This is a genomic window from Hymenobacter nivis (assembly GCF_006439025.1).
GTDB classification, from domain to species: domain Bacteria; phylum Bacteroidota; class Bacteroidia; order Cytophagales; family Hymenobacteraceae; genus Hymenobacter; species Hymenobacter nivis_A.
The window spans coordinates 296,962-310,591 of sequence record NZ_RCYZ01000005.1; the positions used below are offsets into that span (position 1 = coordinate 296,962).

At 54.6% G+C, this 13,630-nt stretch carries 12 protein-coding genes; 4 read left to right on the forward strand and 8 right to left on the reverse strand.

The features are described from left to right. Window positions 1–25 precede the first annotated feature (25 nt). The gene (locus tag EAH73_RS13855) at window positions 26–748 is read left to right on the forward strand and encodes a DUF92 domain-containing protein (protein ID WP_140467499.1); all 723 of its coding nucleotides are present in this window, start codon (window positions 26–28) and stop codon (window positions 746–748) included. 58 nt (window positions 749–806) lie between these two features. Here the strand turns inward: EAH73_RS13855 and EAH73_RS13860 are convergent, their stop codons facing one another. Beyond that, window positions 807–1,499: a hypothetical protein gene (locus EAH73_RS13860; protein ID WP_140467501.1), complete on the reverse strand. Its 693-nt coding sequence runs from the start codon at window positions 1,497–1,499 to the stop codon at window positions 807–809. 65 nt (window positions 1,500–1,564) lie between these two features. Further along, window positions 1,565–2,968: an APC family permease gene (locus tag EAH73_RS13865; protein ID WP_140467503.1), complete on the reverse strand. Its 1,404-nt coding sequence runs from the start codon at window positions 2,966–2,968 to the stop codon at window positions 1,565–1,567. A gap of 160 nt (window positions 2,969–3,128) precedes the next feature. Between EAH73_RS13865 and EAH73_RS13870 the strand changes: the two genes are divergently transcribed. The 3 genes from EAH73_RS13870 to EAH73_RS13880 all read left to right on the forward strand — a co-directional run bounded on the left by EAH73_RS13870 (window position 3,129) and on the right by EAH73_RS13880 (window position 6,132). Continuing rightward, window positions 3,129–4,046 carry a cation diffusion facilitator family transporter gene (locus EAH73_RS13870; RefSeq protein WP_140467505.1) on the forward strand — a complete coding sequence of 306 codons (918 nt, stop codon included), beginning with the start codon at window positions 3,129–3,131 and terminating at the stop codon, window positions 4,044–4,046. Window positions 4,047–4,370: 324 nt separating this feature from the next. Beyond that, on the forward strand, window positions 4,371–5,564 hold the full coding sequence (locus EAH73_RS13875) for an amine oxidase (protein ID WP_140467507.1): 1,194 nt from the start codon (window positions 4,371–4,373) through the stop codon (window positions 5,562–5,564). 67 nt (window positions 5,565–5,631) lie between these two features. Continuing rightward, on the forward strand, window positions 5,632–6,132 hold the full coding sequence (locus EAH73_RS13880; protein ID WP_140467509.1) for a methylated-DNA--[protein]-cysteine S-methyltransferase: 501 nt from the start codon (window positions 5,632–5,634) through the stop codon (window positions 6,130–6,132). A gap of 72 nt (window positions 6,133–6,204) precedes the next feature. Here EAH73_RS13880 and EAH73_RS13885 read toward each other — a convergent pair whose 3' ends face one another. The 6 genes from EAH73_RS13885 to EAH73_RS13910 all read right to left on the reverse strand — a co-directional run bounded on the left by EAH73_RS13885 (window position 6,205) and on the right by EAH73_RS13910 (window position 13,538). Next, a complete protein-coding gene (locus EAH73_RS13885; protein ID WP_140467511.1) occupies window positions 6,205–6,582 on the reverse strand; it encodes a hypothetical protein in 378 nt (125 codons plus the stop codon). 293 nt (window positions 6,583–6,875) lie between these two features. After that, window positions 6,876–7,223 carry a hypothetical protein gene (locus EAH73_RS13890; RefSeq protein WP_140467514.1) on the reverse strand — a complete coding sequence of 116 codons (348 nt, stop codon included), beginning with the start codon at window positions 7,221–7,223 and terminating at the stop codon, window positions 6,876–6,878. A gap of 403 nt (window positions 7,224–7,626) precedes the next feature. After that, a complete protein-coding gene (locus tag EAH73_RS13895; RefSeq protein ID WP_140467516.1) occupies window positions 7,627–8,823 on the reverse strand; it encodes a glycosyltransferase in 1,197 nt (398 codons plus the stop codon). A gap of 464 nt (window positions 8,824–9,287) precedes the next feature. Further along, on the reverse strand, window positions 9,288–10,325 hold the full coding sequence (locus EAH73_RS13900; protein ID WP_140467518.1) for a glycosyltransferase: 1,038 nt from the start codon (window positions 10,323–10,325) through the stop codon (window positions 9,288–9,290). Window positions 10,326–10,412: 87 nt separating this feature from the next. After that, window positions 10,413–12,074, reverse strand: coding sequence for a hypothetical protein (locus tag EAH73_RS13905; RefSeq protein ID WP_140467520.1), 1,662 nt, complete (start codon window positions 12,072–12,074; stop codon window positions 10,413–10,415). 78 nt (window positions 12,075–12,152) lie between these two features. Beyond that, window positions 12,153–13,538: a lipopolysaccharide biosynthesis protein gene (locus EAH73_RS13910; protein WP_140467522.1), complete on the reverse strand. Its 1,386-nt coding sequence runs from the start codon at window positions 13,536–13,538 to the stop codon at window positions 12,153–12,155. Between the last annotated feature and the right edge of the window lie 92 nt (window positions 13,539–13,630).

Consider the following 13,630-nt stretch of genomic DNA (forward strand, 5'->3'; position numbering starts at 1 on the left):
CTCGAACGCCCCGTATTTTGTGGCCATGATTGACTTTTTCCGCTTGGGTGGGGTGGCGTTATTGCTTGGCGTGGGCATGCTTTACAGCGTGCGGGCGGGTAAGCTGACCTTGGCCGCGGCCGCCACGGGCGGCGGGCTGGGGCTGCTTATCTACTTGGGCAGTGGCTTTGTGGGGCTGGCACTCTTGGCACTGTTTTTTGGCCTGGGCACCGCCGCCTCCAGCTGGCGCGTGGCCGACAAGCGCCGCCTGGGGCTAGCCGAGGAAAACCGAGGCCGCCGCACGGCCGGCCAAGTGGTAGCCAACGCTGGCGTGGCGGGCCTGCTGGGCCTGCTGGCTTGGCAGCTATTGCCCCTCGCGCCGCTGGCCCGCCTGATGCTGGCCGGAAGTTTCGCCGCCGCCACCGCCGACACGCTGGCCTCGGAACTGGGCAACGTGTACGGCCGCCGCTACTATAACATCCTCACCCTGAAGCCCGACGTGCGCGGCCGCAACGGCGTGGTGAGCATAGAGGGCACGGCGCTGGGCCTAGCGGGCACCGCCGTTATTGCGGCCGTGTACTGCTTGGGGCTCGGCTGGGGGCCCTCTTTTGGTTGGCTGCTGGTGGCGGGCACGGCCGGCAACCTGGCCGATTCGGTGCTGGGCGCCACCCTGGAGCGGCGCGGCTACCTCAGCAACAACGCGGTTAACTTCCTCAACACCCTGACGGGTGCGTTGGTGGCGGGCGGGCTAATGCGGTGGCTGGGCTAGCGCTCTAACCAAGTTGGCACTTCGGCTGGGGCTACCCCTTTTGCGGCGCAAAGTGGCTTTAGTTGCGTGCATTGGGCTGGCTGAAGTCTCTCTTCAGGAGTTTGGAAAGCTGCTTTTCCAAGCTGGCCGCGTCTAGGGGTTCGAAGTCGTTCAGCGGCGGCGTGTGGGCGTAGTACACAATGGCCTTTTGGTGGGTGTCGTAGATAAACAAGAAGAGTTTTGATTTTGCCCGACCAGCATCGTTGCCACGATTGTATTTATCTACAACCAGATAACCTATTCGGGCCATATAAGGCCTGTTTAGTAATTCGTGCAGTTTCGGAATCCGCGTGAAGCCACTGGCTGCCAGGATTAGCGCGTAGCGCTGGTCTTGGCGGCTCAGGAGGTAATCGAGTGCGGGCAAGTCGGCCCCGCTGGCCAGTTGCCAGTGCTCTTCGATGGCCGCAACGGCACGGTACACCTCGCGGCGGGCCTGCGTCAGGAGCGAATCGGGCACCGTGACCTCGTTGCGGAGCCGCAGTTGGGCCCGGCGCCGCACCAGCGCCTCGTGCAGCAGGCTTTCCGACGCAATGGTGGCTTCTTTGTCGATAACCCCTGGGTTGTTGTAGCGAACGACGGCTATTGTGGTAATGGGCGAAACGAAGGCCATTTCTTGCACGGCCGGTACCTGGAAACCGGCGCGCACAATACTGGTCGAATTGCAACCCATCAGCGCCACCCCCGCGCTCAGCCAACCTAAGAATTTGCGCATAGACCGTTCATTTGCTATCTGTTGCGATTCTTTCTACCTTCAACCTAGCCGCAGGGTTGCTATCGTTATGGGCGCTCGTAGGGCCACTTGCCTTGCTGCTTGCTCCAAAGCAGAAACGCGCCCGTGCCCAGGGCCATCATGCCGACGGCGGCTACCTGGAAGTAGAGTTTGAAGGCCACGCCGCCTAGGCTGACCTCGACCGGGGCGATACCGGCGAACACGAACAGCCACACGATAATGGCCAGGACGACGGGCAGCGGGTAGAGCGGCATTTTGAACGGCAGGGCCCCCGTGCCGCGCCGGCGGCGCAGCAGCACCAGCCCCACGGCTTGCCCCACAAACTGCACCAGAATGCGCATGGCCAGGATGGCCGAAATGACCTCGCCCAGCCGGAACAGCAGGCTGAACACGAAGCCCACGCCGCCCAGCAGCAGCAGCGACACGTAGGGGAAATGCTTGGTGGGGTGCAGCTTGGCAAACACGGGCAGGAACTCGCCGTCGGCCGCCGCCGCGTACGGGATGCGCGAGTAGCCCAGCAGCACCGCAAACAGCGAGGCAAACGCCACCAGCAGCACCATGCCCGTGGCCACGGTGGCCGCCGCGGGCCCGTACAGCCGCTCCATAAATACGCTGATGATGAACTGCGACTTATCGCTGGTGCCCGCCTGCCAGCCCCGCACCTCCTCCCAGCCAATGACGGTGCCCACGCTCCAGTTCAGCAGCAGGTACAGGGCCGCGATGCCCAGGATACTGAGGAAAATGCTGCGCGGAATGACCTTCTCGGGGCCCTTAATTTCGGCGCCGAGGTGGCACACGTTGTAGTAGCCCAGGTACGAGTAGATGGTTTTGACCGCCGCCTGGCCCATGGCAGCCGAAATGAGCAGGCCAGGCAGGGCCCCCACGCCGCCCACGGGCAGCACGGCCACCGGGTGGTTGGCGTGGGTGAGGCCCCCAAAAATCAGCCAGGCCATCAAGCTCAGCACGCCCACCCACAAGGCCACGCCCAGCTTGCCAATGTCCTCGATGCGGCGGTAGAGCAGCGCGATGAGCAACAGCACCACCGTGCCGGCCACCAGCTTGGGCTGCCACCATTCCGTCAGCGGCACGAGGTAGCCGAAGTACTGGGCGAAGCCGATGGCCCCGGAGGCCAGCACCAGCGGCGACTGAATGAGCGTCTGCCACACGTAGAGAAACGACATGTAGCGGCCCCACTTCTGCTCGCCGTAGGCCAGCTTGAGGAAGCGGTAGCTGCCGCCGGCCTCGGGGTAGGCCGCGCCCAGCTCGCTCCAAATCAGGCCATCGACGGCGGCAAGGGCTGCACCCACCAGCCAGGCCAGCAAGAAGTTGGGCCCCATAAAGCCCATCACCAGCGGCAGCGTCACGAAGGGCCCGATGCCCACCATGTCAATCATGTTGAGGGCGGTGGCCTGCACGAGGCCCAGGCGGCGCTGCAAAGTAGGTTGCGACATGCGGGCGAAAATAGGGCCCCGGCCCTTGGCAGGGCCCCGGGGCCCCGGCCGGCCGGGGCGCTCGGGCCCCCGGAGTTCACCCGCCATTCACGTTCTTTGGGGCGGGGCCGGCGGTTTTTCGAGGACGAAGACGGTGGGGCCCCAGCTACTTTTTTTCGGCATGTCGGCTTCCAACTCTTCCAAAATCTCCCTCTACGGAGGCATCGCCACCAACGTGGCCATCGCGCTCAGCAAGTTTGTAGCGGCGTACTTCACCGGCTCGTCGGCCATGCTTTCCGAGGGCATCCACTCGCTGGTGGACACCGGCAACGGCGGGCTGCTGCTCTACGGCACGGCCCAGAGCCAGCTGCCGCCCAGCCCTGAGTACCCGTTTGGCCGCAGCAAAGAGCTGTATTTCTGGTCGTTGATTGTGGCCGTGCTGGTGTTTTCCATCGGCGGCGGCATGTCATTCTACGAGGGCATCAAGCACATCCTGGACCCCGAGCCGATGGAGGACGCGAAGTGGAACTACATCGTGCTGGGCTTTTCGGTGGTGTTCGAAGGCATCGCGGCCTACTTGTCCATCAAGGCGTTCATGGAAACCCACACCGACGGCCTGCTCAAGGCCCTGCGCACGAGCAAAGACCCCGCGGCCTTTGCCCAGGTGCTCGAAAACTCGGCCGCGCTGGTGGGCCTGGTGCTGGCCGGGCTGGGCGTGTTTTTTGGGCATTTGCTGAACAACCCCTACCTCGACGGAGCCGCCTCGGTGGCCATCGGGCTGCTGCTGATGGGCGTGGCCGTGTTCCTGGTGTACCGCACCAAGGGCTTGCTGGTGGGCCAGGGCGTGGACGCCGAGACGCTGGCCAGCCTCGAAGCCATTGCCCGCGCCCAGCCCCACGTCGAAACCATTCGCTCGCCCCTCACCATGTACCTGGGCCCCACCGACGTGGTGCTGGCCTTCGACGTGGACTTTACTGACGCCCTGACGGCCGACCAAGTCGAGCAGGCCATCAGCGCCTTGCAGCAGCAAATCCGGGCCAAGCACCCCGAGATGAAGCGCATCTTTGTGGAGGCTACGGCCCTTAAAGCCAGCGCGTAGCCACTAGGGGCCCGGGGGCCCCTAGCCCTTTTGCGAACTTCTTCCCCGTCGTGCTGAGCGGAACGAAGTGGAGCCGAAGCATCTCTACAGCAGCAGTAATTAATTGCTCTGCGGGGGAGATGCTTCGGCTCCACTTCGTTCCGCTCAGCCTGACGGCCGGTATAGCCGCCAGGCAGATAACCGCCCATCCACGGCCCCCAGTTGGCCGGGGCCCCGGGGCCCTATTTCGAACCTCGACAGCACTTTTGTGGTACAAGGAGGCCGCCCTGGTTCCGCTTGCAGCGGCGGGGGCGGCCGCTTTTGTTGCACTTACCCTCTTTTGCTATGGATTTTACTACGCTTGGCGCCAGCCCTTTCCAGTCCTTCTGGTGGGGCGGCTTTGAATGCACCGACCAGTTGAACGCCTTCGGCAACCGCGTGGATTTCCTGCCCCTTACTGGCCACTTGCCCCTAATTGACGAGGACTACGCCGCCCTGGCGCCGTTCAACATTGGCACCGTGCGCGAGGGCATTCGCTGGGCGCACATCGAAAAAACGCCTTACCAGTACGATTTCAGCACCGTGCAAATGATGCTCGACGCCGGGCAGCGCCACGGCATCCAGCAGGTGTGGGACCTGTGCCACTTCGGCTACCCCGACGACCTGACGCCGCTGCACCCCATGTTTGCGCGCCGGTTTGCGGCCCTGTGCCGGGCCTTTGTGGATTTCTACCGCAGCCAGCGGCCCACGGGCACGCTCATCGTCACGCCCATCAACGAGGTGAGCTTCATCTCGTGGCTCGGCGGCGACGCCCGCGGCACCTCGCCTTATTGCAACGGCAACGGCTGGCAGGTGAAGTACGAGCTGATGCGCGCCTACATTGAGGGGGCCCACGCCCTGCGCGAGGCCGACCCCAGCATACGCATCCTCACCACCGAGCCGCTCATTGCCATTGTGCCCCGGTTTGGGGCCTCGGCCCGCGAAATCCGGGAGGCCCGCGACGCGCACAACAACCAGTTCCAAGCCACCGACATCCTCTGTGGGCGCATGTGCCCCGAGCTGGGCGGCCACCCCGCGCTGCTCGACATTGTGGGCTTCAACTACTACTACGACAACCAGTGGCAGCTGAACCCGCACCAAATAATGGGCTGGAACGACGACGTGCCCGACCCGCGCCTGCGTCCCCTGCGCCAGCTGCTGCGCGATGCCTACCGCCGCTACGAGCGCCCCTTCGCCATTACCGAAACCAGCCACCCGGGCATCGACCGCCCCTTGTGGCTGCGCCTGATTGGCCAGGAGTGCGCCGCCGTGCTCGCCGAGGGCCTGCCGCTGTGGGGCGCCTGCCTCTACCCCGTGGTGGACCGCCCCGATTGGGACCACCTCGACCAGTGGCACCGCTCGGGCCTGTGGGACGCCGACCTGGGCCAGCCCGGCCCCGCTCGCGTGCTGCACCAGCCCAGCGCCGAGGCCCTCCTAGAAGCCCAAGCCGTGGTGGCCGCGGCCGCCCGACCACGCCGGGCCCCGGCGCTGGTTTTGTAGCTGGCTGGGGCCCTGGGCAATGCGCGCCGTAGAATTTCGTTTCTTGCGGTAAATCTGCACCTTACCCATGCCGAACGCGCCCGCCACCGCCCACCTCTACTCGCCCATTGGCCTGCTGGCCTTCACCGGCTCCGATGCGGGCTTGCACGCCGTGCGCTTCCTGGAGGGCCCCGACGCGGCCGCCCCCACCGCGCTGGCCGACGTGGCCGAGTGCCTGCGCCCGGCCCACGCGCAGCTCGCTGCCTACTTCGCGGGCGAGCTGCGCGCCTTCGACCTGATCTGCGCGCCCCTCACCGGCACCGATTTCCAGCGGCAGGTGTGGGGGGCCCTGGCCGGCATCGGCCACGGCCGCACCGTCTCGTACCTCGAAGTGGCCAAGCTGCTGGGTAATCCCGAGGCCGTGCGCGCCGTGGGCGCCGCCAACGGCCAAAACCCTATCTCTATCGTCTGCCCCTGCCACCGCGTCATCGGGGCCAACGGCAGCCTCACCGGCTACGCGGGCGGCTTGGTGCGCAAGCGCTGGCTCTTGGCCTTCGAACAGCCGGCGCAGGGCGGGCTATTTGGGTAGGTTATAACGTTTGTCAAACGTTGGTTCAAGAAACGTGACAAGCTCGACTGTGAAGTTTACTGTCCTGCCGGTTTAGAATAGCAGGTGTTCTATCTGCTCCTTACCAGTAATCCTTTGCAGCCAGAATAAATTAGCTAACAAGGCCGTAGTCAGTTCTAATTCAAACTTTTTGTGGCGCTTATCCTGCACGACTTGGATGCCTGCAAATACCTTGTCCTCACCTACTTTGCGATAACTTCCTGAGAAGTAGTACCGGTATTTTCCTGCCGCTACTGACTCAAACGGCTGGAACGAAGCAAGCTTTTTCAACAACATGTAAGCTTGCTCGTTGACACTAAAGCGAAGACGAAGTTGCTCTCCATTTAAGTGGAGAAAGGCTTCCCCAGCAAAAGCCGAGTCCACTTTGGAAGCACCTATTAATTCAACGGTTTCCTCTTTCCAAGTGCTCATTATCTGTTTTCTAATATATCTAGGCGAATAACCAAAATCCCCCTTAAGTCGGGTCGCTTGTGGGGAAAACAGGACTTTAGGGGTAAGTAGAATATACGAAAGGCCTCCTATTCATCTTGGAATAGTTGATTAACATAATCGGTCTTATATCTCCAATCTTGGAATCAGTGCGGTTTTCGGTCTACCGTTTCGTAATGTTCTAAATAAAATTTTGACAAGAAGTACTTCCTTAATCCGGTCTTTTTCTACCAAGCGGTATTCGATAAGTAGCTCTTTATTCTTGGAACTGAAAATCAAGATTCTTGGAACTGAAAATCAAGGTTCTTAATGCCTAAAGTACCCAGCAATTGATTGAATTCGGTTTCTGATAATGGCTTACTAATCAAGTGACTGACAATTGGATTACCTAAATCAGCCGGTATGTCATTCTGCACGGCAAACCAGTAAAACTTACTACCTGATTTTATAAAAATATAGCCTGATTTATAGCCAACCTTCGACACATTCTGGAAGCGGTCATAGTCAAGCCCATCCTCTCCGCGATAGAACAGACTTTTGTAAGAAGCAGATGGGTCAGAATCGACATAATAAGGCCCATAAATCTCTGTTTCCCAAGTCACTACATCAAAACAGGAAGTCAAGCATAACAGAAACAAAAGGGAACAAAACGAACGAAATACTATCATAAATAACTTATTGTTAACTTCTTAACTAAAGTTTACATACTGTAAACGACCGTTCACGATATGTAAAACGGGCTTACTATGCACTGCTGGCTAAACACGGCTAATGAACGTGGCCCCAATCGATATTTTCATCGTTCGCCACTGGGGCCCTATGCGCCCACCAGTTTCAGCAGCTTCGTAGATGATGTTGTGCTGCTAATAGAGTTGCAACACCATGGGGGATGTGGCACTTGCTGAGTAGCGCGGCGGGGCCCCCACGGCCACCAGTCGGTCGCGCTGCTGGGGCGTGTCCCCATCCTATTCAACCTTCGTTTGCATTAGCCCAAAAAGCCACTAGCAAACGTTGTCTTTCCCTGCGCTACGCCGTTTCGGATTTGTTTGGAAACCCAGCCTGTTGAAGCGCTTTAAGGTAGATGCTTTCGATTTTATCCAAGGCATTGTCACTGTTAAAACGCCGGGCATTGGCATAGCCAGCGGCGACGGCCTCGTCGCGTTCCTGGCCAGTTAGCCGCACTACCTTTTCTAAGGTAACCGCTGTTTCTACCGCCCACTGCGCTTCGCCAGCAGCGGCCTGATGTGGCCGGCGGCGTACCAGGAACCCAGCAGTTCCCGCCACTTCCGTCATGGGCGCTTCGTCGGTAGTTATTACAAGGGCTCCGCAAGCCATTGCCTCCGCAATGGGCCAGCCAAAACCCTCGGCTAATGATGGAAATAGAAAAACGGATGCACCAGCATACGCCAAATGCACATACTTATCATCAAGCCCCCCGATCACGTGAATATCTTCTTTGTATCGGGATTGGCTAACCACCTCTGCCAGCTCGGGGCTCAGGGCCCCGCCGAGCAAAAGCAAAGGCAGCGTCGAATTATAAGTCGAGCGCCAGGCATCGTACATTTCTATCACACCCAGGCGGTTCTTATACCACTGGTTACCACCCACATGCAGCAGGTATCCTTGCTGCAGGGCTAATCCAATTTTGTCTCCAAGCTCTTGCCTAGCAATTGATGGATCGTACGGCTTAAAAATTTTATTTAGGCCATTGTACACCATCTCCGAAATTTTCGGTGGTTTTGGCAGCAGTTCCTCCAGGTCTTTCCTGGTTTTCTCAGATACAGAAATGAAGTTTCTCCCCTGCGAATAGCCACGGTAGATTAAGTTCTGGTATTGCTGCCCCGTCCAACCCGTGGGGTTTTCCGATATTTTGCCCGAGGCCGAGTGCTGGGCCATAAAGTCGTGGCAGTGAATAACGTGGGGGCGGTGGGCCACCAGCGGCACCCAGGGCCCCTGCGCTTGGTCAGCAAATACGAAGAGCGTATCTGCAGCAAACTGTTTCAATCGCTTGCGCACCTGGGCCGGAAAAACCAGGTATTGATCAAGGTAGCCCAGCCATTTTTGATATTTCTTCGAAGCCGAAAAACGCAGGAAATAGGGCGTAGGCTTCCAAACCTCCGTCGTATGCCCACGTTGCTCCATGCCATCGACCAGCATTTTTGTAAATCGGGGTATGCTCAAGTATTCCAAATAAGCAGGATGGTCGAAGAAAACGATATGCATATTATTTGAAATAATCAGAACAAAATCAACATCAGCACCAGCACCCTAAATGCTGAAAGGCCAATAAATTACAATTTCAAGAAAATGGTGTGCCCTTAATGAGCAGTAAATCGGATGATACTACTGCCATTGCACAGCTCGACAAATACGGGCTCAACCTTTCCCAACAATTATCACTATTCAGCCAAAAGTCAGATAGCACAGGAAAAGAACCAGTGCAAAGCGTGCACATAAGCAAGCATTACTTAGCGTGCATAGCACTACCTCCAGGACTAGCTAACAGGAATTAAAACAAGCCAATAGCCAGCCGCCCGATAGAACCATTAATCTGTCGGCTTGCACAAAAAATGCTCTCACAAGCGTAGCAATTAGCTCCGCTTACTTATGCAAAAAACAAAATCATTAACGCCGCATCATTGTCTTTCGGGCCACTCAAAGCTGTCAATTTATTTAATAATTGAGCTTTACAGAACTGCGTCCAGAATACGACGGCAGATGTCTTCGTTACCGACCTTCAACGATCTAACCTTGGCCATACCTGCCAGGCGAATCTCTTCCCGCAATGTGTCGTCTGCCAATAGCTTTTTGCAGATTTCAGCGCATTCAGCAGCGCTCGACCAGAATACCGCTTCTTTTCCTTCTTGGTATATTTCCTGGTGCTCACTAGTGCGCTCAGCACACAGCAGCCCCCCAGCAAACGGCACCTCGAGAGATCTTTGCGTGTGCAAATCCCTATTTCCTTTCGACAGCAAACCCAGGCAGAGCTTAGAGCCTTGTATGGCAGCTACGTAATCACGGCCACCTAACGCTCCCCCGCAGTACACTTTTTCAAGCGCCGCCCAGTTGGGAGACTTTTTCCAACGGCCACCCCAGATGCTGATCGGCACGCCTTGGTTAAGTAGTTCTAACAAGAACTCGTCGCGCCTCTCGTGCCGCATCCAAGTGCCAATGAAGACAACTTCGGAAATGTATTTGGCAGGAATGTCGCTGACGTGCGCGAAAGGCTTGTGGGCCTCTTCGTCGTAGCTGCGCAGCACCCGTATCACGCGTTTCGCGCCCAGCTTATTGCACTCTTCTTCCGTTTCCCGGCGCACTACCACAACGCAGTCGTACGCTTGAATTGCCTTGACAAGCATATCGAAGCGGCGGCCATCGCGCTTGCCGGTCGGGTCATCCACGTTGTAAAGGATGATAGGGCAGCCAAATTCTCGCAAAACCTTCAGGCATTCTGGTCCCAGCAGCTCTCCGCTATCCACCCATATCACGTCGGGTTTGGGCGAAGAACCCACCAATCCCTTTACCCATTGTACCATTGGCTTTTGCAGCAGTCGGTACCCAGTTCGGTAATGGATAGGGCTGAGCAAGCGAGAATTTAGCGGGCCAGCAAATACCTGATACGGATCTTGAATATCCACATCGTGTTTGAGCCTTTTTAAGGCATTTGCCCGGTGCCCCGATGTAGAGCTGGAGCTACTATCACCGATGTATAAAACCTTTGCCATAGTATTGATTTAATGTTAGGTTTGATTTCTTATGCAGAAGATCGAGAGCTTAGTGCTATTACACTGGGCAAGCGCAGAATAATTATTCTACCGAATTGCGCGCACACGTTTTGGCTTATTTTGAAAAATCCCTGCTAATATCTTTGTGACATAAAATATTACAGCGTACAACAACACCATTTGTATCCAACCCCGAATCAAAAAAGTAGCCGTTATGGTTACCGACTCTGAGGGTAAAAATTGAAATATTGATGTAAGAGCCAAGATTCCACAGAGGCTAAACCGAATAGCTATCTTGGGAGCAGGAATCATTGATTGCAGATCACGCAAACTCACTTTAACAACAAGCTTATCAAACAACCAATACACTGGAAACATGCCGACGCCTAGAAAAAGCAAATACCACCATCCAAAAGAAGCCATCCCTGTACCGGAGAAATGCCCAGTACGGAATCCTCCGAGGGCTTCTACAGGGCCCCCAGCTTCGGCATATAGGTAGTCTCCAAAAGACACTGCATATACTGCGTCTTTGTCTGCATCTACATTCAATGCAGTAAGTATCGGCCCAGGCAATGTTCCTAAAACATATTTGATCGAATATTGCAGCATGCCATCATTCTGATCACTGATTTTATTAGCCTGAGCGATGCTAGCATCGTTGAATTTTAAATTTGAAAATCGAGCAGTGAAGATATTATCCAGGTAGCGCTCATCCCAATCTCCTTGCTCCTGATTATCTTCTAATCGGCGGGCCTTAATCGCCTGCTTGTCACCAAACGCCTGCAAAGTCAGGTCAATAAGTTCTGCGTTTGATATTTTATTGCGCTGACCCCTAATAATAACCATTGCAGTGCCCAAATCAGCAATGGGCCCAGTGACAACTAAAAACGCTATTGCTGCAATAATTAAGTTTTTTACAGTAAAAATCTGCGGCTTAAAAACACCAAGTAATAAACCTAAGGCATAAGTAAATCCCACAGAAGTGAAGCCTAACATAAACGCACCACGACTATTACGCCCAATACTAACAATAAAGAGCAATACAGTAAATATTAATAATAAGGGAACAAGCCGCTTACTAGGGGTCTTAAAATTACCATATAATGCTCCAAAAGGAATAAAATAGGGTGCATAAGAAAAAGGTATCAATCCTTGAATTGCCTTATCAGACGCAGCACCCGAAACCTCCCATCCGATATTAGGAGAAAGTAAATAGACATAAACCGTAGCCCCAAGGCCTACAAAACCCATCAACCAGAGTTGTAAATCAACAGGAGGCGAAAAAATTCCTATCTTATTAAGCCAAGACGAAGGAGTACTTAAAGGTTGATTAATAAGTATACGATAAAGCGTATGGCTTATCACCAGCACTAACAGCGAAGCTGTAGAGTGGAAAAATACTTGATACGGAAACTCTAAATTAAATATAACCGGCTTGCCTTCGAGCGTAGTGAAGAGCAAGGGGAAGTAGAATTGAGTTGCTATGAACCCGATAATAAGGAATGCAGACAATGGATGGCTCCTGAGCATGCCGGGGCGCATGAATACTTTAGTAGCTACTATCCAGGCGAAAACAATGCTGATAATTGCAGTAATGTTTGTGATCGAGATAAATAGCAAGCATTGAAAGGTACAAGCCATTGCCAATGCCATCCACGACCACCGCACTACATTAAAAATGAATGCATTATCAGCCCCGTTCTTACCCCTAGTCATATTTTCCGCTGATGAATATTCCTTGCTCATCATGCTCCTCACGTGCGAATTGTACATTGTAATATTCCCAATAAAAGCAATTGATTATATATAAATTATTTTTATTGCCTATTATTTATCAGCTGAATATAATCTTTTGAATCCGGGAAGGGCACTTACTATGCGCAAAGCATGCTGTGTTGCTAACAAGGGCAAAGCCTGCCAATAGCGCCAAAGATTTGCATACAGCAAGAGTAAAGCCCCGGAAACGATGAGCCATTTTGCTCCTGGCAACCACACCATTGCCCCTAGTGAGGCCGTAGCAATTACGACTGAAGTGAGAGCAATAAAGAAATGGTGCCGAGGCCATGCCAGGCCGTTTGCCTGCAACCATCGCTGGGCCATTATTTTGTAGCCAAGCATGGCAGCAACTTCAGCGAGCAGCAATGAAATTCCGCCACCCAATATGCCCAACATAGGCACAAAAACAAATATCCCTCCAACTACAATTACGGCAGCTAATGCCGATAGTCCCAGCTGGGCTTTTAATATATTATTTCCCTTAACAACTGCAATTGCTGGCTGTGCAGCAGCATAAACTAAAACGCTCAACGAAAGTGTGGCAAAAAGCAACGGGTCAAATGGAATTTGCCCTCTGGTCCACATTAAATACAGCGGTTCAATCATCGCCTGTAGCACTACCATGGCGGGTGCCATGATTGCTACCAATACAAACCAAACAGTACCAAATGCAGCTTCGCTACGTGCCTGGTCGCGCTGGTGCAGAAAACGCATTAATTCTGGCATCAATGGGTTAATGACAGTATTAAGGCCTTGTAAAGAAACGTTAGCCCCTGTTCTCATGGTGGAGAAAGCGGTTAATCCGGCAACCCCTGCCAATGGCGACATTACTAGACGAGCGCCTTGCTGGCGGGCATTTTCTAAAAGGCCTTTACCAGATATTGCCAGCGACCGAATAAAATTCTGATACCCTAATCTGATGGATGGCCGCGCAAAATGAATCTGTTCTTTTCGAAGTAATCGAAACAAATCCATATACACAGGCAAGCTGACAACTACCGAAGCGATAGCCGCAACAATACCGGCAGTGAGCAATGTGCCACCCGATACGACAGCTATTATGGGCGCCAAGGCAGTGATTACATACCCAATCAACCCCCACCAAATCATGCGGGGATAGTATCCGAATGGAGCAAGGGCCCTAAAAAGCAATCCCGTAATGCTCGTACTGATGAGCCACGTAATACCTTGAAGCAATAACACCAAGCCTGCTTCATGCAGGAGAATAGTATTTTTTACTTCTAGCTTACCTAGTAGCGTAGGCAACACACCCAAAGCGAGGAAAGCCAGGATCAATAGAATCTGAACTACGCTAATCAGCAATCCTACGCTTATTCCAGACCAGATGTATTTACTTAATTCTTCCCGATTATCACGTCCGATGCGCAGAAACTCATAGCCAAGAAATTCCTGATGCCCAAAATCGATAGTTGACATGACGCTTACTAGAGCCTGGATAGCCAACCAGATCCCGTAAGTTTCTACACTCCAATGGGAGAGATACAACGGCACCAAAACTATCTGGGACA